We start from the raw sequence: 21814 nt of genomic DNA on the forward strand, positions 1-21814 counted from the left end.
GCGCGGCCGACCGGAGAAGCCCTGTCCCGGATTGCCCCGCTCCACGCGCGCAGGACGGCGAGGCGGCCCACCGCTGACGCGAGGCAGGCCGCCCGGCTCAGAGCCGGGCGGTGATCGTCGCCAGCACCGAGAGTGGCGCGCCGGGGAGGTTGTTGAACTGGTTGAACGGTTGCTCGATGTAGCGCCGGTCGGTCAGGTTGCGCGCGTTGATCGAGAACCGGGCGTGCTCGCTGAAGTCGTAGAACACGGCCGCGTCGAGCCGGGCGTAGCCGCCCACCGAGTAGCTGTTGTTCAGGTCGCCGGCGCGGCGCCCGACATAGGTGATCCCGGCCCCGACGTTCCAGCCGAGCAGGAGGCCCTCCTGGAACTGGTAGGTCGACCAGATGCTGCCGCTGAAGGCCGGCGCCCCGACGAGACGGTTGCCCACCGCGAAGGTCGTGTCCTTGGTGATCCTGGCGTCGAGGAAGCTGATGCCGCCGATGACCTTCCAGCCCGGCAGGACCTGGCCGGCGAGGTCGGCCTCCACGCCCTCGGAGCGCTGCTGCCCGGTGATCACCGAGAAGCCTGTGTTGACCGGGTCGGCGGCCGAGACGTTGTTGCGGACGATGCGGAAGGCCGCCGTCGACAGGGTCAGGTCCGGGTTGAGGTCGAGGCGGCTGCCGATCTCGAAGAGCTCGCCGGTCTCGGGACGCGGGTTGACGGCGTTGTAGACGTTGTCCGTCTGCGGCTTGAACGAGGTCGCGTAGCTCGCGTAGAGCGTCAGCGGCTCCACCGGCCGGTAGATCAGGCCGACCCGCGGCGAGGTGCCGGACAATTGCTGGTCGGGCGGGATGGTGCGCGAGGTCGGGACGCGGCTGAAATAGTACTGGGTGCCCGTATCGTAGCGGACGCCGACCAGCATCTGCAGGCCGAAGCCGAGATCGATCTGGTCCTGCACGTAGAGGCCGGTCAGCGCGTTCTTCTGCTTGAGGTCGGACTGGAACTGCAGCCCGACGATCGGCGATCCCGGGACCGGGTCGAGGAAGCTCACCGACGGGAAGTTCGTGCTCTGCGTCGTGTAGGCGCGCCGGTAGCCGTTCGTGTACTCGACCCCGGTGAGCACCGTGTGCCGGAATCCGAGCAGGTCGAACTTCGCCACCATCTCGGTCTGGCTGTCGACGGCCGCGTAGGTCGAGTAGCCCGCGGTCTCCCGCCGGGTCACCTGGGTGTTGCGGTTGGTGAGGCCGGTGGCGCGGGTCGCCAGGAAGTCGAATCCGCCCCACTGCGCGTTGAGCACCTCGCGCAGGGTGATGTTGGCGTTGAGGTCGTGCTCGACCTTGAGCAGGCCGAAATTGGCGCTGCCGTTGTAGCGGGAGAACGGCTCGCCGTAGTAGCGCGCGACGTTGTCCAGGGGTACGCGGCCGTTCCGGGCGATCAGGCCCTCGTCGTACTGGTTGTCGACCCGGGTGAATTCGCCGAGGAACGTGACGCGCGTGTCCGGGGTCGGGTTCCAGGCGAAGGCCGGGGCCACGAAGCTGCGGGCATTGTCGCGGCCGTAGAAGTTGCGGAAGGTCGGATCCGACTGCGCGGCGAAGCTGAGCCGCCCGGCCAGGCCGTCCACGCCCTCGATCGCGCTCGAGACCGAGCCCTGCACCCGCCGGAAGCCGAAGCTGCCGGCCTGCAGGTTGATGTCGCCGGACGGCGCCAGCGTCGGCTGGCGGGTGACGATGTTGATCAGGCCGCCCGGATCGCCGCGCCCGTACAGGACCGAGGCCGGCCCCTTCAGCACCTCGATCCGCTCCACGTCGGCGAGATCCCGGGTCACCGCGGAGAAGTTGCCGGCCTGGTTCAGGAGGACGCCGTCGATGGCGTAGGTCTGGGTCCTGAACCCGCGGATGATGAAGGTGTCGCTCCGCCCCTGGATCGTGCCCCCGGGCTGGACGCTGCTGACGTTCTGAAGCGCGTCGCTCAGACGGATGTCCTGCTGGTCGACGAGGACGTCGCGCGGCACCACCTGCACCGATTGCGGCGTGTCGCGCAGAGGCGTGTCGGTCCGGGTGGCGGTAGCCGAGCGCGTGGCACGATAGCCGACGACCGGTCCACCGGCCCGTTCCGCCGCAGGCCCGGTGCCGGTCACGCTGAGTTCGGAGAGGGCGACCTCCTCGGTCTGCGCCTGCGCGTGACCAGCCGCCGAGGCCAGGAGCAGAAGGGTGGTGGCAAGTCCCGTGTGGGAGAAACTCAAGTACTCGCGGAGACGGCGCGTGCCATCGACCCCGTCAATCCGCCCAGAAAGCATAGTTTATAATCGTTCTCAGGAGTGATGCGCCAGCGCGATGACGTACTCCTAGAATGAATCGGCCCGATCATCTCAACGGCGATGCGTATCCTGGGCGCCGGAATGCGCATCCATCGTTGGAATGTGGCGGAAATGGCACGAATTGGGGAGGGATATATTAAAACACCTCCAGCCTACCTACTTTTGCGTGTATGTGGTTACGGTGTCGAACCCGAATCGCGCGCGGGTTGAAGGCGCGGGCGGCCTCGGACACGACCGGCCGGCCCGCATGAGGGGGGGATTGCGGACCGGCCGGTGTACCGCGCGCCGGTGTCGGCGCGCGATCGGGGAAGGAGCTGTCCTCGGCCTTGTGGGCCACGACGGCCTCCCATGCTCCGTCACGGCGTCCGGCGCGGACGCGGATCAGCGAGCCGCAGGCGAACGCGCATCTCCGGGGCGCGGCAGGCGGCCGTCGAGGCCCGCATCCAGCAGCGCGTGAAGCTGCGCCACGGCCGCCGTCACGTCGAAACCCGGCAGCGCGGCGCGGCCGACGACGATGCCGCGCATCAACGGCGCGAGCAGGACGTACAGCGCCTCCGGATCGCAGTCCGGCGCCGTGGCGAGCGCCGACAGCGTTTCGACGAACCACGCACGGGTCTCGGATTCCGTCCGCTCCGTCATGGCGGCGATGGCGGGATTGCGCGTCGATTCCGACCAGATCTCCACCCGGAGGATCGCGGCCTCGCGGGTGATGGACACGAAGTAGCGCGCGATGATGCTGAGCAGTGCCCCGCGCCGGTCGCCGTTGCCCTCCATCTCGGCGACCAGATGGCTGCCACGCTCGCGTTCCCGCTCCACCAGCCCGAGGACCAGGGCCTCCTTGGAGTCGAAGTAGCGATAGACATTGCCCGGACTCATCGCGGCCTCGCGGGCGAGGTCCTGCATGGTCGTGCGATGGAATCCGTTGCGCGCGAAACAGGTCTCGGCGGCGTCGAGGATGTGCTCGCGCCGGGCGGCCGGACCGCCGCGCGTGTCGACCGCCGCGGAGAGGGTCACCGTGCGGTCTGCGCCGCGAAGGCGACGGGCGCGATGCGGCTCTGGTCCTTGCCGATCGCCGTGGCTGCGCAGGCCTGCGGCCCCTGATGGAGATCCGCGCAGAGCCGGGCCTGCCAGCCCTCCGGACCCGCCCCGGTCCAGCCGATCAGTGCCATCCAGGCCAGCGCCACCGCGGCCGCGAACGTCAGATTGGCGGGGGTGCAGACCGCGCGGGCGTGGGCGAGGACACCCGGACCGCGGGCGCCGTAACGCTCCGCATCGAGATCGGACCAGCGGCCTTCGAACGTGAGAGCCATCGCGCGCTCCTGATTGCCCTCGCTGTATAATGAACGTTCATTCTCATGTCAATGAACGTTCATTCTCATCGGATCGCGGAGTCGATCCGGCATGGGGGAGCGGTGGGGGCATCGGGTACGACCGGGATGAGGTTCCGAGCCTTCCGGCCAGGGGGCGGCACCCCGGCGGGCTCAGGGCCGGCCAGACCGAGGCCCGGCCGACACGCGCCGCGCTCGCAGGGGGAGATGACCCCTCCCGCAGGTTCGCGAACCGACACCCACGCCCGGTATGCGGCTGCGCCGCGCCGGAAGGACGGCGCGGGCCGGCGAATTGCGGGACCGTCCGGGGATTGCGCGCCAACCCCTCTCGGCGCCCACCCCGCGCAGCCGTGGGCCCTGTGCAGATCCGGGCACCCGGATATGCGCAGGCCGCGCTCTCAAGCGTTCGCGGCCGGCTTGAGGGCGCCGGTCCGCTCGTGGAAGTCCGGGCCGTTGGTGGTCTTGGCCACGTGGCCGGCGCGGATCAGGTAGTCGCCGAAATGCTCGCCCGGCTGCCGGCCCTTGGCGTAGTCGGCGAAGAGCGGGTCGAGGGTGTCGCGGATCTCGGCGGCCGCCACGTCCTCCCGGTAGAGCTTGCTCAGGCGCGAGCCGTCATGGGCGGCGCCCAGGTAGAGGTGGTAGCGCTCGGGGCCGCGGCCCACGAGGCCGATCTCGGCGATGAACGGCCGTGCGCAGCCGTTCGGGCAGCCGGTGGAGCGGATCGTGATCTCCTCCTCGGCGAGCCCGTGGGAGGCGAGGCTCTCCTCCAGCTCGGTCATCAGGTCCGGCAGGTAACGCTCGCTCTCGGCCAGCGCGAGGCCGCAGGTCGGCAGGGCCACGCAGGCGAGCGAGCTGCGCCGGAGCGCGCTCGCGCCCCGGGTCAGGCCGTATTCGTCGACGAGCGCGTCGATCTCGGCGCGCTTCTCGGCCGGGACGTTGGCGATGATGACGTTCTGGTTGCCGGTGAGGCGGAAATCGCCCTGGTGCACCTCGGCGATGCGGCGCAGCCCCGAGAGGAACTGCGGGCCGCCCTCGATGTCCTTGATCCGGCCCGCCGGCACGTAGAGCGTCAGGTGGTGGCGGCCGTCGTCGCCCGCGACCCAGCCGTAGCGGTCGCCGTTGCCCGTGAAGGTGAAGGGCTTGGGCGCGCCGAGCGTCTTGCCGACGCGCTTCTCGACCTCGGCCCGGAAGGCGTCGAGCCCGTAGCGCTCGATCGTGTACTTGAGCCGGGCGTTCTTGCGGTTCTTGCGGTTGCCCCAGTCGCGCTGGACGGTCATCACCGCCTCGGCGACCTTGATGGCGTCCTCAGGAGCCACGAAGCCCATCACGTCGGCGGTGCGCGGGAAGGTGTCGGGCTCGCCGTGGGTCATGCCCATGCCGCCGCCCACCGTCACGTTCCAGCCGGTGACCCGATTCTTCTTGTCGAGGATCGCGATGAAGCCGAGGTCGTGGGCGAAGATGTCGACCTCGTTGGAGGGCGGCACCGCCACGACGGTCTTGAACTTCCGCGGCAGGTAGGTCCGGCCGTAGACCGGCTCGACCTCGGCCTCGTCCTCGCCGCCGACCACGCGCTCGCCGTCGAGCCAGATCTCGCGCCACGCGCTGGTCTTCGGCAGCAGCGAGTCGGAGATCTCCTTGGCGAGCTGGTAGGCGGCCTTGTGGGCGCCGACCTGAGCCGGGTTCGTCGCCGCCATGACGTTGCGGTTGACGTCGCCGCAGGCCGCGATCGTGTCGAGGAGCGCCGCGTCGATGGCCGCCATCGTGCGCTTGAGGTTCGACTTGATCACGCCGTGGTACTGGAAGGTCTGGCGCGTGGTCGCGCGCAGCGCCCCGCCCGCGTAGGTCCGGGCGATGTCGTCGAGGACCAGCCACTGCTTCGGGCTGATGACGCCGCCAGCGATGCGCAGGCGGATCATGAAGCTGTAGGCCTTGTCGAGCTTCTTCTTGGTGCGTTCGGGGCGCAGGTCGCGGTCGTCCTGCAGGTACATCCCGTGGAACTTCACGAGCTGCCCGTCATCCTCCGAGATCGCCCCGGTGGCGTGCGCAAGAAGGCCGTCCGCCAGGGTGCCGCGCAGGTAGCCGCTGGCGATCTTGATGTGCTCGTTCGCCGCGAGTTTCTCCGCGCGCGCGGCCTCGGCGTCCGTGATCGGACGCGCGGTCGGCGGGGTCTCGTAGACGCGCTTGGCCGGGGCGGGGTTCGGGGGCTCGGCGGCGTCGCGGGGGCTGTGGTCGTCCATGGGGTGAATCCGTCTGTCTGAACGCGTCTCCCACCCCGCGCGTCAGGGATGGGTGCCGAGCGGAACGCGTGCCGGTTCACGGAAGGGGGCGGGATCCGCGACGGTCCCCCTCTCCCGTGCGGGAGAGGGTCGGGGTGAGGGATGCGCCCTCTCCGGAAAGACCTGGATCCCTCACCCTGTCCCTCTCCCGCACGGGAGAGGGGACCCGCGCCCCGTCCTGCTCCGCTGCAATCTCGATCCTGCGGCCTCGGAAGGCCGCTCCGTTAGTAAACGTCCTGCTGGTACCGGTGGCTGCGCTCCAGCGACGCGACCTGCGCCTCCGCGTCGGCAGCGCTCAGGCCCTTGGTGGTCTCGTAGGCCTTTACCAGAGCGGCCCGCACGTCCTTGGCCATGGCCTTGGCATCGCCGCAGACGTAGAGATGCGCGCCCCCATCGAGCCAGGAGACCAGCTCCGCGGCGTGCTGGGTGATCCGGTCCTGCACGTAGACCTTTTCCGGCTGGTCCCGCGAGAAGGCCACGTCGATCTTGGTCAGCGACCCGTCCTCCAGGGCGTCCTGCCACTCGAGCTGGTACAGGAAGTCGTGGGTGAAGTGCCGGTCGCCGAAGAACAGCCACGACCGCCCCGGGGCCTCGATCGCCCGGCGCTCCTGCACGAAGGCGCGGAACGGCGCGACGCCGGTGCCAGGGCCGACCATGATGATGTCGGTAGCCGGATCCTGCGGCAGGCGGAAATGCCGGTTCGGCTTCAGCCGCACCCGCAGCTTGGCGCCGTCGCGGATCCGGTCGGCGACGTGGACCGAGGCGACGCCCGAGCGAGCGCGTCCGTGGGTCTCGTAGCGCACCGCCGCGATGGCGAGATGGACCTCGTCGCCCACCTCCTTGCGCGAGGAGGCGATCGAGTAGGCCCGCGGCGGCAGCGGCCGGGTGATCGTGGTCACGTGCTCGGGCGTGAGCTTGGCCGGGTAGGTCTCCAGCAGGTCGATCAGGTGCCGGCCCTCGATCCAGGCCTTGGCCTCGCCGCTGTCGATCAGCGTCTGCGCCTCCGTGTGGCCGGTGGCCTTCACGAACCGCTCGATCGTGGCGGCCGAGAGCGTGGTGATGTCCCGCTCGGCGAGCAGCGCCTTGCGCAGGGCCTCGTCGCCCGAGAGACCCGCGGCGTTCAGGATCTCGTCCACGAGCTGCGGATCGTTCTCGGGGAAGATCTCCAGCGAGTCGCCTGGCTCGTAGGCCGGCGCGCCGTCCTCGAAGGCGAGCGCGAGGTGGATCGTCTCCTTGTCGGAGCGCGAGGAGTTGAGGTTCACGTGCTCGACGACCTCGACCACCACGGGCTCGCGGCTCGGCTCGGCCTCGTCGTCCTCGCCGGCGGCGGCGCGGGCGAAGTCCACCGCCACGACGTTGTCGGACGTGTCCACCGGGGCGAGCGCCTTCAGCGCACCCTTGATCCAGTCGGCGGCGGGCTTCTCGAAGTCGAGGTCGAGGTCGGCGCGCCCGGCGGCGCGCCGACCCCCCAGGGCCTCGAAGCGCGCGTCGAGCGCCTTCCCGATGGCACAGAACTCCGCGTAGGAGGTGTCCCCAAGCGACAGGACCGCGAACTCGACGCCGTCGAGGCGCGGAGCGCCCTCCCCCATCAGTTCGCCGTAGGCCCGCACGGCTCGGGCCGGCGGCTCGCCCTCGCCCCAGGTGGCCGCGATGGCGATGAGCTTGCCGGCCTTGGGCAGGGTCGCGATGTCGAGGTCGGCAAAGTCCACGACCTTCGGCTTGAAGCCCTGCTTGCGCGCCAGCTTGGCGACGTTGCCGGCGAGCGCTTCGGAATTCCCCGATTCGCTCGCGTAGATCACCGTCAGCGGCGCGGCGGCCTTGGGTGGGGCGGCCGGCACCGCGGCGGGCTGACCGCCGGCGGCGTCGAGGCCCGCCAGGAAGCCGGCCAGCCATGCGCGTTGCGTGGGGCTCGCGGCGCCGAGCACCGCATCGAGGCTGGCGCGCTCGCCGTCGCCGAACGGGGCGGTGCGCGGGAGGAGATTCTGGCGGGACATTACGGGACCATGTCGGGGCCAACGCGGCCGGAGTCAATCGAGAAACGTTCGTTTTGCAGAACGGGCGGAGTTTAGGACATCACATTCGCTGCGCTGCGAAAAAAGAGAACATTATTCTCCGACCACGGAGAGGACGGGGGCCGTCCCGGGCAGGTGCCGCCCGTTCTTCGGGGGCGCCGGCAGCGGGAGGGCGGTGGTGGACTTCACCTTCTCCATGGCGAATCGGGAGGTGACGTTCTTGAGGGGCAGCACCGCGATGAGGTGCTTGTAGAAGCTGTCATAAGCCTGCATGTCGGCGACCACGACCCGCAGCATGTAATCCACGTCGCCCGCCATCCGGTAGAACTCGAGCACCTCAGGCATGGCCGAGACGGTTGCGGCGAAGCGCTGCAGCCACTCCTGGGAATGGTCGGCGGTCTCGATGGAGACGAACACCGTCAGCCCGAGGCCGAGCTTGACCGGATCGAGCACCGCCACGCGCCGGTCGATGACCCCGTCGGCCTCCAGCTTCTGGATCCGCTTCCAGCACGGGGTCTGCGACAGGCCCACGCGCTCGCCGATCGCCGCGATGGAGAGCGTCGCGTCGGTCTGCAGCAGGGCGAGAATCTTCAGATCGATCGCGTCCAAAGCTGTCTCCGTGGGCTTCCGCCGCGCGAGAGGCGCGGGTGCATATACGAGGCTACCGGTGCCAGTGAGAAGAATCTTTTACCTCGAGCCCGGGCCGACGGTGCGGGATGTTGTGCGCAACCGCACGCCGAACCGCCGATCCGACCCCGGCAAGGGCACCTGAGCGCCTTGACTTCGTTCGGTATAGCGAACATTTCGACCCCTCGACAACAGGCACGGCGCAGGCCGCGGCCTTTCCTCCCCGCAAACCCCGGGACATGGCGCGATGACCCGTCCGGACCGACAAACGGGCGAAGCCCTTGCGGAGCGGCTGTCCGCGCTTGACCTTCCAGGTCGACTCCATTTGATCGCCGCCGAGATCCCCGGCCGGCTCGTCTTCACCACGAGTCTCGGGGTCGAGGATCAGGCGTTGACCCACGCGCTGGCCATGGCGGGCCTCGCGAAAGGGCGCGTCGAGATCGTCACCCTCGATACCGGCCGCCTGTTCGCCGAGACCTATGACACCTGGGCCGAGACCGAATCGGCGTACGGAATCCGGATCGCCGCCTACGCGCCCGAGCGGGCTGCCGCGGAGGACTTCGTGCGGACCGAGGGCATCAACGGCTTCCGGCGCTCGGTGGCCGCCCGGCAGGCCTGCTGCGGCTTCCGCAAGGTCGAGCCGCTGGGCCGCGCCCTCGCCGGCGCGGTCGGCTGGCTCACCGGGCTGCGGGCCGGCCAGTCCGCCAATCGGGCCGAGACGCCGCTCGCCGCGTTCGACGCGGACCGCGGGCTGATCAAGCTGAACCCGCTGGCCGACTGGTCGCGGGCGCGGGTCGACGGCTTCGTGCGCGACAACTTCGTCCCCTACAACGTCCTGCACGACCGCGGCTTCCCGTCGATCGGCTGCGCCCCCTGCACCCGCGCGGTGAAGCTCGGCGAGCCGGAACGGGCCGGCCGCTGGTGGTGGGAGCAGGAAGACAAGAAGGAATGCGGCCTGCACGTCGGACGACCCGGCGCGTCGGTGCAGCCGGGCCAGGAGCCTGCAATCCTTGAGCCTGCAGCCCGTGAGGCCGCCGCCTTCGAGACCACCCCGAATCAGACCCGCCAGCCGGAGTTCGCCCGATGAGCGCCGCCCTCGCCGCCGCCGTGCCGCCGAGCGCCACGATGCCCGTACCGACCACCGCCGACCGCCTCAGCCACCTCAAGCGGCTGGAGGCCGAGGCCATCCACATCTTCCGGGAGACGGTCGCCGAGACCGAGAACCCGGTGATGCTCTACTCGATCGGCAAGGACTCTTCCGTCCTGCTGCACCTCGCCCTCAAGGCCTTCGCGCCGGGCCGTCTGCCGTTCCCGCTGCTCCACGTCGACACCACGTGGAAGTTCCGCGAGATGATCGCCTTCCGCGACGCCCGCGCGAAGGAGCTCGGCCTCGACCTCCTGATCCACACCAACCCGGACGGGCTCGCCCGCGGGGTCGGACCGGTGAGCCACGGTTCCGAGGTCCACACCGACGTGATGAAGACGCAGGCCCTGCGGCAGGCGCTGGACAAGCACAAGTTCGACGCCGCTTTCGGGGGCGCCCGCCGCGACGAGGAGGCGAGCCGCGCCAAGGAGCGGATCATCTCCCTGCGTACCGCGCAGCACCGCTGGGATCCCAAGCGCCAGCGCGCGGAGCCCTGGCACCTCTACAATCTCAAGAAGAAGCGCGGCGAGTCCCTGCGGGTCTTCCCGCTGTCCAACTGGACCGAGCTCGATATCTGGCTCTACATCGAGCAGGAAAACATTCCGATCGTGCCGCTCTACTTCGCCAAGGAGCGGCCCGTCGTGGAGCGCGACGGCCAGCTCATCATGGTCGACGACGGGCGCCTGCCGCTCGCCCCCGGCGAGGCCCCGCAGCAGCGCCTCGTCCGCTTCCGCACCCTCGGCTGCTACCCGCTCACCGGCGCGGTGGAGAGCGACGCCGCGACCTTGCCGGAGATCATCGGCGAGACGTTGGCCGCCCGCACCTCGGAGCGGCAAGGCCGGGTGATCGACAAGGACGGCGCCGGCGCCATGGAGCGCAAGAAGCAGGAGGGCTATTTCTGATGACCGTCCACCAGGCTCCCACGGCTTTCGCCGACCGCGCCTCCGGCTATGCGGCCTTCCTGACCGCCCACCGCAGCAAGGCGGTGCTGCGCTTCATCGCCTGCGGCTCGGTGGATGACGGCAAGTCGACCCTGATCGGGCGGCTCCTGCACGACACCAAGCAGATCTTCGACGACCAGATCTCGGCGCTCCAGCGCGACTCGCGCAAGCACGGGACGCAGGGGCAGGAGGTGGATCTCGCGCTGCTGGTGGACGGCCTCCAGGCCGAGCGCGAGCAGGGCATCACCATCGACGTCGCCTACCGGTTCTTCTCCACCGACAGGCGCTCCTTCATCGTCGCCGACACGCCCGGCCACGAGCAGTACACCCGCAACATGGCCACCGGCGCCTCGACGGCGGACGTGGCGGTGATCCTGGTCGATGCCCGCCAGGGCCTGACCCGCCAGACCCGGCGCCACGCGCTGCTGGTCTCCAATCTCGGCATCCGCCGTGTGGTGCTGGCGGTGAACAAGATGGACCTCGCCGGCTGGGCGCAGGGCACCTTCGACGGCATCGTGGCGGGTTTCTCGGACTTCGCCCGGGATCTCAATTTCTCCGAGGTCAAGGCGATCCCGCTCTCGGCCAAGAACGGCGACAACGTCGTGGAGCCGGGCATCGCGGCGCCCTGGTACACGGGCGGCCCGCTGCTCGCCTACCTGGAGACGGTGCCGGTCCGCGCGGAGGCGCTGAACGCGCCGTTCCGCATGGCGGTGCAGTGGGTCAACCGGCCCAATTCCGAGTTCCGCGGCTACAGCGGCCGGATCGCCAGCGGCCGGGTGCGGCCGGGCGACTCGGTGACGGTCCAGCCCTCCGGCCGGACCTCCACGGTGGCGCGGATCTACACTGCCGACGGCGATCTGCCCGAGGCCGGCGAGGATGAGTCGGTGACCCTGGTGCTGGCCGACCAGATCGACGCCTCCCGCGGGCAGGTGATCGTCGCCACCGACGCGCCGATGCGGGTCACCGAGACCCTCGACGCCCGCCTGTTCTGGGCGGCCGAGACCGATCTGAGCCCGGGCGCCAGCCTGTTCGCCAAGATCGGCACCGCCACGGTCACCGCGACCGTGGAGCGGATCGTCTCGCGCATCGATCCCGAGACCGGCCGGCCCGGCCCAGCCGAGCGCCTGTCGGCCAACGACATCGCCGACGTGGCCCTGCGCCTCGACCGGGCGGTGGCGGTCGACGCCTACGCGGAGAACCGCGAGACCGGCAGCCTGATCCTGATCGACCGCGAGACCACCGACACGGCGGCCCTCGGGCTTGTCCTGGCGCCGCAGGCGGAGCCCGCCAGGGTCGCATCGAGCCCGAAGCCCGGGGCGGCCCCCGGCTTCCTGGCCCGCCTCGGTCGCCTGTTCGGACGTTGAAGTTCCGGTTTCAAAAGGTCCGAGACCTTTTGCGGGTGCAGGGCGGCGCCCTGCTAGCGGGCTTGGCCCGATGGTCGGGCTTCGCCCGATCTGTCAGGGCTCCGCCCTGCCGACCCGCCAAAGGGCTGCGCCCTTTGGGAACCTGGGACCGTCAGGCCGCCTGTGAGGCGACGCCGAGCCCCCAGGCCTGGGCCAGCAGCGCGTAGGATTCGTGCCGCGCGGCCTGATCGGGAATGGCCGTCACGACCATCAGCTCGTCGGCCTGCGTCCGCGCCACCATGTCGGCGAGCCGAGCCCGCAGGGTCTCGGGACCGCCCACGTGAAGCCGGTCGCCGCCGCGCGCGATCTGCATCCGCTCGGCGTCGGAATACGGGTAGGCCAGCGCCTCGGCGAGGCTCGGCAGCGGCCGGTACTCGCCCCGCTCCCGCCGCAGGGTCGCCAGCCGGGCGCTGGACGCCAGGCGCTCGGCCTCCGCATCCGTGGGCGCGCAGATCGCCGCCACCGCCAGGATCGCGTGGGGCTTCGCGCCGAGCCGCGTCGGCTGGAACCGATGGCGGTAATCCAGCATCGGCGCCTCGGCCGGCATCCCCGAGAAGTGCTGGGCGAAGCCGAAGCCGCAGCCGATCTCGCTCGCGAGCCGGGCGCTGTAGTCGGAAGAGCCGAGCAGGAAGATCGGTGGCAGCGGCACCCCCGCGGGGCTTGCCTCGATCCGCCCGAACGGGTGCCCCTCCGGAAAGCCGCCGTCCCAGAACAGCAGTTCCTGCAGGCGGTCGAGGAAGTCGTCGCCCCCGGCCTCTCCCGGGGCCTCGCGGCGGCGCAGCGCCCGCGCGGTGAGGCCGTCCGTGCCCGGTGCCCGGCCGAGACCGAGATCGATCCGGCCCGGGAACAGGGCCTCCAGCACCCGAAAGCGCTCAGCCACCATCAGCGGCGCGTGGTTCGGCAGCATGATCCCGCCCGAGCCGACCCGCAGGGTCCGGGTCGCGGCGGCGATCTGGCCGATCATGATCTCGGGGGCCGGGCTCGCCACGTTGGGCAGGGCATGGTGCTCGGCGAGCCAGTAGCGCCGGTAGCCGAGGCCGTCGACGTGGCGGGCGAGCGCCAGGGTGTCGTGCAGCGCCTGCGCGGGGGTCGAATCGGCGCTGACGAAGGAGAGGTCGAGGACGGAGAGCGGGGTCATGGACAGGATCTGGTATCGACGATCCCGCAAAGCGAGAGCGGCCGCGCAGGAGAGACCTGCACGGCGCGCCGGGCGCGAGATCCAGCTTGGTGCCGCGCACCGCCTTGCCGGCTCAGCGTCCCGGGCCTAGGGTCCGCCGCGCCGCAGCAGGTGCGGCGCACGGGCCTCCGTCGCCCACGAAAATCCGGAGCACCGCACGCCATGGCTCTCCTCGCCGACGTCCTCTCGCGGGTGAAGCCGTCCGCGACCATCGTGATGACCCAGAAGGCCCGGGACCTGAAGGCGTCGGGCGTCGACGTCATCAGCCTGTCGGTGGGCGAGCCGGATTTCGACACGCCCGAGCATATCAAGCAGGCGGCGATCGACGCGATCCACCGGAACGAGACCCGCTACCCGCCGGTCTCCGGCATCGTGCCCCTGCGCGAGGCGATCGTGCGCAAGTTCAAGCGCGAGAACGGGCTCGACTACAAGGTTTCTCAGACCATCGTGGGCACCGGCGGCAAGCAGGTCCTGTACAACGCGTTCCTCGCCACCCTGAACCCGGGCGACGAGGTGGTGATCCCCCGCCCCTACTGGGTCTCCTACCCGGAGATGGTCGGCCTGTGCGGCGGCACGCCGGTCTTCGCCGATGCCGACATGGCCAACGGCTTCAAGCTCCAGGCCGAGGAACTCGACCGGGTGCTCACCCCGAAGACCAAGTGGATCGTCCTCAACTCGCCCTCGAACCCCTCCGGGGCCGCCTATTCCCGCGCCGAGATGAAGGCGCTCACCGACGTGCTGCTCCGCTACCCGGACGTGCACATCCTCACCGACGACATCTACGAGCACCTGACCTACGGCGACTTCGAATTCGTCACCCCGGCCCAGGTCGAGCCGCAACTCGTGGACCGCACGCTGACCATGAACGGCGTCTCGAAGGGCTACGCCATGACCGGCTGGCGCATCGGCTACGCGGCCGGTCCGGAGACGCTCATCAAGGCGATGGATTTCGTCCAGGGCCAGCAGACCTCGGGGGCGAGCACGATTGCGCAATGGGCCGCGGTCGCCGCCCTCGACGGCCCGCAGGACCATCTGGAGACGTTCCGCACGGCCTTCCAGGGCCGGCGCGACCTCGTCGTGTCGATGCTCAACCAGACCAACGGCCTGACCTGCCCGACGCCCGAGGGCGCGTTCTACGTCTACCCGTCCTGTGCGGCGCTGATCGGCAAGAAGACGGAAGCCGGCAAGACCATCGAGACCGACGAGGATTTCGTCATGGAGCTGCTCCAGGCCGAGGGCGTGGCCGCGGTCCACGGCTCGGCCTTCGGGCTCGGCCCGAACCTGCGCATCTCCTACGCGACGTCGAACGCGGTGCTGGAGGAGGCCTGCCGGCGCATCCAGCGGTTCTGCGGCTCGCTGCGGTAGCATCCGAAGCCCCGGAGGCGTTCCGTGTCCACCATCGCGGTGCCCACCATCGCGGTGATCGCCCCGGGCGCCATGGGCAGCGCCATCGGAGCCCGGCTCGCCGAGCATGGCGCGCGCGTGCTGACCTCCCTGGACGGACGCGGGCCTCAAAGCCGCGCCCGGGCCGAGGCTGCCGGCATGGCGCATGCCGGCGACGGCGACCTCGCCGCCGCCGACCTCCTGCTCGCGATCGTGCCCCCCGCCGACGCGGAGGCGCTCGCCCGCCGCCTCGCACCCGCCCTCGCGGCAGCCGCGCGGAAGCCGGTCTACATCGACGCCAACGCCGTGAGCCCGGCGACGGTCGGGCGCATCGCCGGGATCGTCGCGGCCACCGGCACGCCGTTCCTCGACGGGGCGATCCTGGGCCTGCCGCCGAAGCCCGGCGCCCGGGGACCGCGCGTCTACGTCTCGGGTCCCGAGACCGCCCCGGCGCTGGTGCTGCGTGACCTCGGACTCGACCTGCGCGTCTGTCCCGGCGCGGTCGGCGCGGCCTCCAGCCTCAAGATGAGCTATGCCGGCCTCAACAAGGGCCTGACGGCGCTCGCCGCGCTCATGATCGGCGCCGCCGAGCGCGCCGGCGCCGGCGAGGCGCTGCTGGCCGAACTGGCCGAGAACGAGCCGGCGCTGCTGGCCCGGTTCGCCAAGGGCCTGCCCGACATGGCGCCGAAGGCCTATCGCTGGGCGCCCGAGATGGAGGAGATCGCCGATTTCCTCGGGGCCGACCCGGCCGGACGGCAGGTCTTCGCCGGCTATGCGGCGCTCTACCGGCACCTCGCCGCGGAGGGCGGTGCGGCGGAGATCGCCGCGCTGATACGCTTCGCCGCGGCCGCGGCGGAGCGCTGATCGCCGCGGAGGCCGCGGAAACGGTCCCGCCTCTGTTGCCGGCTCGGCTGCCACCCTCTACACGGGCTGTCCCCAGCGGCCGATGCGCCTGAAGGTTTCGCGAGCCCGCTCGGGCCTGCATGGTGGCGGGGTCGGCAGTGACGGGGCGGTCCGGACCAGTTCTCTGGGCCGTTCCTGTGAGGCTCAGTGGGCCGAGTCGCTGCAGGAGTGTCGGGAGCGCGGGGAACAGGAACCGCGGGTTCGGCGCAAGGCCCACATTGATTGCCACCACCCTGCGCCAGGCCGCTCCTGCGGAGAGGAATGCCCCGTTCCGGGACGGGGCCGGTCGCGGCGATTGCGGCTTCGTTCACGCTCCGGCGCGATGATGCGTGGGGGCCGGGGATCCGGTTCCGCGTAACCGCGTTCTCTCGGGCCTGACGACCATGCGAGCCCTGCTCACCGGCGGCATCAAGGCGATCCTCGGCATCGCCGCCCTCTCCACCGCCGCCCATTGGACCCTGCGCGTGCAGCGCGACTCGCCGGCGCCGATCCCGGTTGCCGCCAGCATACCCGATCCGGTCGCGACCGGCTCCATCGAGCCGCGGCGGGTCGAGCGTACCGCCTCGCTCGCGCCCGCGCCCGTGACGCCGCCGGTTCCGGTGGCGGCCGCGCGCGCCGCATCGGGGCTCGATCAGTCGCATCTGGCCGCCCTGATCGCCGGGGCGGCGCCGCCGAAGCCGAAGCTCGCCAAGGCGGCGGCCAAGACCGCTTCCGCCGACAAGACCGCCTCCGCCGAGAAGGCCTCGGCCCGGCGCTGAGCCCCGCCCGCGCGGGCCGGCCGTGCCGGCTGCATGGTTCCCCTGCGCGACGGCGGATACCGCGGCTATTCCGGGCGTGGCACGAAAGTGGCCACTACCGAGATTGGTCAGGCATGAGCACGCAGGTCGCGACCTCCGTTCCCGATGACGGCGCCCCGGCACGCGCCGCTCCGGAGGCCGACCTCGCCGGCCGTCGACGGATCGTCGGCATCGCCCTGATGTGCGGGGCGGTCGCGTTCTTCGCGAGCCTGGATGCCTGCGGCAAGACCCTGGCGCGAGCCGGCGTCGACCCGCTGGTCACCACCTTCATGCGCTACGCGGCGAGCGTGGCGATGATCTCGCTGTTCATCAACCCGGTGCGCACGCCGGGTGTCGTCAAGAGCCGGCGCCTGCCCCTGCAGATCGTCCGCTCGCTGCTGCTCTTCGCCTCCACGGCCCTGAACTTCCTGGCGCTGCGGTACCTGCAACTCGCCGAGACGATCTCGATCCAGTTCGCCGCTCCGCTGACGGTGGCACTGCTCGCCGGTCCGCTGCTCGGCGAATGGTCGTCGCGGGCGCGGCTCGCGGTGATCGGGGTCGGCTTCTTGGGCGTGCTGGTGATCGTGCGGCCGGGAATCGGCGGGATGCATCCGGCCGCTCTGCTCTGCGTCGCCAACGTGGTGGTCTACGCCTTCTACGCGATCATCACGCGCAAGCTTGCAGCCTACGACTCGACCGCCACGACCATGTTCTACACCGGGCTCGCGGGGCTCGCGCTGATGGCCCCGCTCCTGCCCTGGATCTGGACGAACCCGGCGAGCCTGACCCACTGGGCGCTGCTGTTCGGGGTCGCGCTGTTCGGGACCCTCGGCCACTGGCTGCTGGTGATGGCCCATGCCCGGGCGCCGGCCAACGTGCTGGCGCCGTTCATCTACACGCAGCTGCTGTGGTCGGTGACGCTGGGCTTCCTCCTGTTCGGCGACGTCCCGAGCCGCTGGACCGTGGCGGGGGCCATGATCGTCGTCGGCTCGGGCCTGTACCTCCTGGCGCAGGAGACGATCCGCCGGGAGGCGCGGCCGGCCGCCTGAGACGGCCCGCCACGGACCGGCTGACTTAGCGGCCGAGACGCTCCTGGCGCTCCATCCGCTCCTCGCGGCGGTTCTCGCGGGCGCGACGGGCCGGATCGGGATCCGTCCCGAGGACGCCGCCGACCGTGCCGGTGGCTGCGCCCACCGCGCCACCGACGACCCCGCCGACCGGGCCGGCCGCGGCCGCACCGTCTTCGGCACCGCGCTGCGCGCCGCGGACCGTGCCCTGGGCCTGCGCGGCCCCCGCGAAGGCGATCGGCGCGAGGGCGAGGGTCGTGATCAGAAGCTTCTTCATGGGTCTGCTCCGGTCGTGCGTTCTGGGACGTCTCCGCGCCGGTTCGGGGCGCGAAGGATGTGCCTGTTCAACGGTTCAGGCGCCGATTGGTCCCATCGGCGGTCACGGGTGCGTGATCCGCGCTGCCGCTGGTCTCGGGCCGGGGCGGCTGATAGAGAACCGTCATGCCCGCTTCGCGCGCCCTGCGCGGCCTTGGCCGCCCGATTCGAATTACCGGCCCGGCCTCCGCCTGAGAGCCCGCTTCGGCGCGGCCGTGCGGAGGTCCGGGATCCTCCTGCCGCCTGACCCGCTGCCGCCGGCCTGCCGCCGGCCCGACCGCCGATGCGAGACCCGATGACCGCCCCCGAGACCGCGCCCGCCCGCGACTATTCCAAGACCCTGTTCCTGCCGCAGACCGAGTTCCCGATGCGCGCCGGCCTGCCGGTGCGCGAGCCGCTGTTCATCGAGCGTTGGAACCAGATGGACCTCTACGGGAAGCTGCGCGCCCGCGGCCAGGGCCGGCCGAAATTCGTGCTCCACGACGGCCCGCCCTATGCCAACGGCAACATCCACATCGGCACGGCACTCAACAAGATCCTCAAGGACGTGGTGGTCCGTTCGCAGACCGCCCTCGGGTTCGACGCCAACTACGTCCCGGGCTGGGACTGCCACGGCCTGCCGATCGAGTGGAAGATCGAGGAGCAGTACCGCGCCAAGGGCCGCAACAAGGACGACGTGCCGGTGATCGAGTTCCGGCAGGAATGCCGGACCTTCGCGGCCCAGTGGCTCGACGTGCAGCGCGCGGAGTTCAAGCGGCTCGGCGTCACCGGCGACTGGGATCATCCCTACGCCACGATGGCGTTCCCGGCCGAGGCCGTGATCGCCGACGAGCTGATGAAGTTCTCCATGAGCGGCCAGCTCTATCGCGGCTCCAAGCCGGTGATGTGGTCGGTGGTCGAGAAGACCGCGCTCGCCGAGGCGGAGGTCGAGTACGAGGAGCACGTCAGCGACACGATCTTCTGTGCGTTTCCGATCCGCTCCGGCGCCGCGGGCGACCTCGCGGCGGCCCGGGTGGTGATCTGGACGACAACCCCCTGGACGATCCCCGGCAACCGCGCCGTCGCCTTCTCGAAAAAGATCGCCTACGGCCTGTACCGGATCACCGACGCGCCGGCCGACAACTGGGCGACCCCCGGCCAGACCTACGTGCTGGCCGACAGCCTGGCCGCCTCCGTGTTCAAGGCCGCCCGGGTCGAGGCGTTCGAGCGTGTCGGCGACGTGAGCCCGGCGATGCTCGCCGCCCTCACCCTCGACCATCCCCTGGCCAGGCTCGGCTACGGCTTCGCCGTGCCGATGCTCGACGGCGACCATGTCACCGACGAATCCGGTACGGGCTTCGTCCACACGGCGCCGAGCCACGGCCGCGAGGATTTCGAGCTCTGGATGGCGAGCGGCCGGCTGCTGCGCGAGCGCGGCATCGACCCGACCATCCCCTACACGGTCGATGCCGACAGCGTGCTCACGGAGGCCGCCCCGGGCTTCACCGGCACCCGCGTGCTCACCGCCAAGGGCGAGAAGGGCGACGCCAACAAGGCGGTCATCGCCGCGCTGACGGAGGCCGGGGCACTGGTCGCCCGCGGCGTGCTGCGCCACCAGTACCCGCATTCCTGGCGGTCCAAGAAGCCGGTGATCTTCCGCAACACCCCGCAATGGTTCATCGCCATGGACAGGCCCACGGCGAGCCTGGGCAATCAGACCCTGCGCGAGGTGGCGCTGAAGGGCATCGACGATACCCAGTGGGTGCCGACACAAGGAAAAAACCGAATCACCGGCATGGTCGGCAACCGGCCGGACTGGGTGGTCTCGCGCCAGCGCGCCTGGGGCGTGCCGATCACCGTCTTCGTCCATCGCGAGACGGCCGAGATCCTGAAGGACGCGCGCGTCAACGCCCGGATCCGCGACGCCTTCGCCGCGGAGGGCGCCGATGCGTGGTTCCGGGACGACGCCGCGCAGCGCTTCCTGGCGCCCGACCACGACCCGGAGGCCTACGAGAAGGTCACCGACGTCCTCGACGTCTGGTTCGATTCGGGCTCGACCCACGCCTTCGTGCTGGACGATCCGGAGGCCTTCCCGGGGCTGGCCGGCGTCAGGCGCGTCCGCGACGGCGGGCAGGACCGGGTCATGTACCTGGAGGGCTCCGACCAGCACCGCGGCTGGTTCCAGTCCTCGCTGCTCGAATCCGCCGGCACCCGCGGCCGGGCGCCCTACGACATCGTCCTGACCCACGGCTTCGTGCTCGACGGCAAGGGCCTGAAGATGTCGAAGTCGAAGGGCAACGTCGTCGCGCCGCAGAGCGTCATCAAGGATTCGGGCGCCGACATCCTGCGCCTGTGGGTCGCGGCCTCCGACTACACCGACGACCTGCGCATCGGACCGGAGATCATCAAGACCTTCGCGGAGACCTACCGGAAGCTGCGCAACTCCCTGCGCTGGATGCTGGGCTCCCTCGCCCACCGGGTAAAGGGAGACGACGTGGCCTACAAGGACATGCCGGAGCTGGAGCGGCTGATCCTGCACCGGCTCGCCGAGCTCGACGGCGAGATCCGCGAGGCCTACGCGGCCTTCGACACCAAGCGGGTGGTGGCGCTGCTCAATGGCTTCATGACCGGCGACCTGTCGTCCTTCTACTTCGACGTGCGCAAGGACGCGCTATACTGCGATCCCATCTCCTCGGTCCGCCGCCGGGCGGCCCTCCAGGTGATCGACGAGGCCTTCCGCCGGGTGGCGATCTGGCTCGCCCCGGTGCTGGCCTTCACGGCCGAGGAGGCGTGGCTCGACCGCTACCCGTCCGAGGACGGCTCGGTGCATCTCCAGACCCTGCCGGAGACCCCGGCGGACTGGCTCGACGCCCCCCTCGCGGAGCGCTGGCACAAGATCCGGCGGGTCCGTCGCGTCGTTACCGGCGCCCTGGAGATTGAGCGCGCGGCCAAGCGCATCGGCGCGAGCCTGGAGGCGGCGCCGGAGGTCTACGTCGCGGACGCCGAGCTGCTCGCGGCGCTCGAGGGCTGCGACTTCGCCGATACCTGCATCACCTCTGCCATCACGGTGAGCGCGGGCGAGGGGCCGGCCGAGGCCTTCCGGCTCGACGAGGTGCKCGGCGTCGCGGTGGTGCCGCGCCCGGCCGAGGGCCGCAAATGCGCGCGCTCCTGGCGGGTCAGTCCCAGCGTGGGCGACGATCCGGACTATCCGGACGTGACCCCCCGCGACGCCCAGGCCCTGCGCGAGTGGGACAAGGCGCATCCGGAGGCGAGCGCGGCGTGAGGGCGGTGCTCACCGACGCCGCAGCACCCCCCTCTCGCCGCGTGCGGGGAGAGGCCCGCAGGCACCTTGTCGTGCCTGCGGGAAGCGCAGGCGAAGCCGGAGGGGCGGTGAGGAGGCGAAGCCGGAAGAGGCACGCCCGTCGACGCGCCCTCACCCTCGGCTGCCGCCTCGCCGCGCCGACGACGAGGTCGTCGCGGCCCTCTCCCCGCAAGCGGGGCGAGGGGATTTCTACCCTTGGCCGTGCGGCCGCTGCATGACCCCCTCCCGCGCCGGCCTCTTGGCCCTCCTCCTCACCCTCCTCCTCGACCAAGCCTCCAAGCTCGGCCTCTATTTCGGCACCGATCTCGTCCTGACGCAGCCCTGGCGAATGGCGCCGTTCGTCGACTTCGTGGTGGTCTGGAACCGGGGCGTGTCCTACGGCCTGTTCCAGCAGGAGAGCGGGTTCGGCCGTTGGCTCCTCGTCGCCCTGTCGCTCGCCGCCGCCCTCGGCCTCGGGCTCTGGATGCGACGGGCGGGCTCGCGGCTCCTCGCGGTGGCGCTGGGCCTCATCGTCGGCGGGGCGCTCGGCAACGCCATCGACCGGGCCGCTTACGGGGCGGTGTTCGACTTCGTCCACCTGCATGCCGGTGGCTGGTCCTGGTATGTGTTCAACGTCGCCGATGCGGCGATCGTGGCCGGCGTGATCGGCCTGATCCTCGACAGCCTGTCCCCGGCCGGCCGCACGGCACGGAGGGATCCGGCTGCGGGCGACACGGCGCCGCGTCTGTGATCCGCGCAACACACAGGTCCGCCTGCATCCCCGCCCTGGCGCGACGTGGCCAAGGCGCCATACGATCGCCGGAAACCGGTCCCAGGCCGGGACCTGTCGGATCAGGCCGCGCCGCGGTCATCCCAGAACCGGACG

At 70.9% G+C, this 21814-nt stretch carries 17 protein-coding genes; 9 read left to right on the plus strand and 8 right to left on the minus strand.

What is annotated here, in order from left to right; genetic code table 11:
- Positions 1-97: 97 nt before the first annotated feature.
- The 6 genes from AC1DXK_RS08080 to AC1DXK_RS08105 all read right to left on the minus strand — a co-directional run bounded on the left by AC1DXK_RS08080 (position 98) and on the right by AC1DXK_RS08105 (position 8521).
- Positions 98-2275 (minus strand): TonB-dependent siderophore receptor, encoded by a 2178-nt coding sequence (locus AC1DXK_RS08080; RefSeq protein WP_457105143.1) that lies wholly within the window; start codon positions 2273-2275, stop codon positions 98-100.
- Between the two features lie 402 nt (positions 2276-2677).
- Positions 2678-3310: a TetR/AcrR family transcriptional regulator gene (locus AC1DXK_RS08085; protein WP_457105142.1), complete on the minus strand. Its 633-nt coding sequence runs from the start codon at positions 3308-3310 to the stop codon at positions 2678-2680.
- Positions 3307-3606, minus strand: a complete 300-nt coding sequence (locus AC1DXK_RS08090; protein WP_457105141.1) for a hypothetical protein — start codon at positions 3604-3606, stop codon at positions 3307-3309. Before AC1DXK_RS08090 ends, AC1DXK_RS08085 begins: the two co-directional genes overlap by 4 nt.
- 416 nt (positions 3607-4022) lie before the next feature.
- Positions 4023-5861 (minus strand): NADPH-dependent assimilatory sulfite reductase hemoprotein subunit, encoded by a 1839-nt coding sequence (locus AC1DXK_RS08095; RefSeq protein ID WP_457105140.1) that lies wholly within the window; start codon positions 5859-5861, stop codon positions 4023-4025.
- A 263-nt stretch (positions 5862-6124) separates the two neighbouring features.
- Positions 6125-7894 (minus strand): diflavin oxidoreductase, encoded by a 1770-nt coding sequence (locus AC1DXK_RS08100; protein WP_457105139.1) that lies wholly within the window; start codon positions 7892-7894, stop codon positions 6125-6127.
- A gap of 111 nt (positions 7895-8005) precedes the next feature.
- Positions 8006-8521: an Lrp/AsnC family transcriptional regulator gene (locus tag AC1DXK_RS08105; RefSeq protein WP_457105138.1), complete on the minus strand. Its 516-nt coding sequence runs from the start codon at positions 8519-8521 to the stop codon at positions 8006-8008.
- A 265-nt stretch (positions 8522-8786) separates the two neighbouring features.
- Between AC1DXK_RS08105 and AC1DXK_RS08110 the strand changes: the two genes are divergently transcribed.
- Genes AC1DXK_RS08110 through cysN form a run of 3 tightly spaced genes read left to right on the plus strand, consistent with a single transcriptional unit; the run spans position 8787 to position 11988 of the window.
- On the plus strand, positions 8787-9626 hold the full coding sequence (locus AC1DXK_RS08110) for a phosphoadenylyl-sulfate reductase (RefSeq protein WP_457105137.1): 840 nt from the start codon (positions 8787-8789) through the stop codon (positions 9624-9626).
- The gene (gene cysD / locus AC1DXK_RS08115) at positions 9623-10585 is read left to right on the plus strand and encodes a sulfate adenylyltransferase subunit CysD (RefSeq protein ID WP_457105136.1); all 963 of its coding nucleotides are present in this window, start codon (positions 9623-9625) and stop codon (positions 10583-10585) included. Before AC1DXK_RS08110 ends, cysD begins: the two co-directional genes overlap by 4 nt.
- Positions 10585-11988, plus strand: a complete 1404-nt coding sequence (gene cysN / locus AC1DXK_RS08120; RefSeq protein ID WP_457105135.1) for a sulfate adenylyltransferase subunit CysN — start codon at positions 10585-10587, stop codon at positions 11986-11988. Before cysD ends, cysN begins: the two co-directional genes overlap by 1 nt.
- Positions 11989-12139: 151 nt before the next feature.
- Here the strand turns inward: cysN and AC1DXK_RS08125 are convergent, their stop codons facing one another.
- Positions 12140-13165, minus strand: a complete 1026-nt coding sequence (locus AC1DXK_RS08125) for an LLM class flavin-dependent oxidoreductase (protein WP_457105134.1) — start codon at positions 13163-13165, stop codon at positions 12140-12142.
- Positions 13166-13366: 201 nt separating this feature from the next.
- Here AC1DXK_RS08125 and AC1DXK_RS08130 point away from each other — a divergent pair, with 201 nt between their 5' ends.
- From AC1DXK_RS08130 to AC1DXK_RS08145, 4 genes are all read left to right on the plus strand, one after another.
- On the plus strand, positions 13367-14569 hold the full coding sequence (locus AC1DXK_RS08130; RefSeq protein ID WP_457105133.1) for a pyridoxal phosphate-dependent aminotransferase: 1203 nt from the start codon (positions 13367-13369) through the stop codon (positions 14567-14569).
- A 39-nt stretch (positions 14570-14608) separates the two neighbouring features.
- Positions 14609-15451 carry an NAD(P)-dependent oxidoreductase gene (locus tag AC1DXK_RS08135; RefSeq protein WP_457105198.1) on the plus strand — a complete coding sequence of 281 codons (843 nt, stop codon included), beginning with the start codon at positions 14609-14611 and terminating at the stop codon, positions 15449-15451.
- A gap of 422 nt (positions 15452-15873) precedes the next feature.
- Positions 15874-16248: a hypothetical protein gene (locus AC1DXK_RS08140; RefSeq protein WP_457105132.1), complete on the plus strand. Its 375-nt coding sequence runs from the start codon at positions 15874-15876 to the stop codon at positions 16246-16248.
- Positions 16249-16361: 113 nt separating this feature from the next.
- The gene (locus AC1DXK_RS08145; RefSeq protein WP_457105131.1) at positions 16362-17315 is read left to right on the plus strand and encodes a DMT family transporter; all 954 of its coding nucleotides are present in this window, start codon (positions 16362-16364) and stop codon (positions 17313-17315) included.
- Between the two features lie 25 nt (positions 17316-17340).
- Here AC1DXK_RS08145 and AC1DXK_RS08150 read toward each other — a convergent pair whose 3' ends face one another.
- Positions 17341-17610 (minus strand): hypothetical protein, encoded by a 270-nt coding sequence (locus AC1DXK_RS08150; protein WP_457105130.1) that lies wholly within the window; start codon positions 17608-17610, stop codon positions 17341-17343.
- Between the two features lie 333 nt (positions 17611-17943).
- Between AC1DXK_RS08150 and ileS the strand changes: the two genes are divergently transcribed.
- Complete coding sequence (gene ileS, locus AC1DXK_RS08155; RefSeq protein WP_477297395.1) at positions 17944-20910, plus strand: isoleucine--tRNA ligase; 2967 nt, start codon at positions 17944-17946, stop codon at positions 20908-20910.
- Positions 20911-21163: 253 nt separating this feature from the next.
- Positions 21164-21679: a signal peptidase II gene (lspA, locus tag AC1DXK_RS08160; protein ID WP_457105128.1), complete on the plus strand. Its 516-nt coding sequence runs from the start codon at positions 21164-21166 to the stop codon at positions 21677-21679.
- The last annotated feature ends 135 nt before the right edge of the window (positions 21680-21814 follow it).

It is taken from the genome of Methylobacterium sp. P3_A11 (assembly GCF_056403155.1).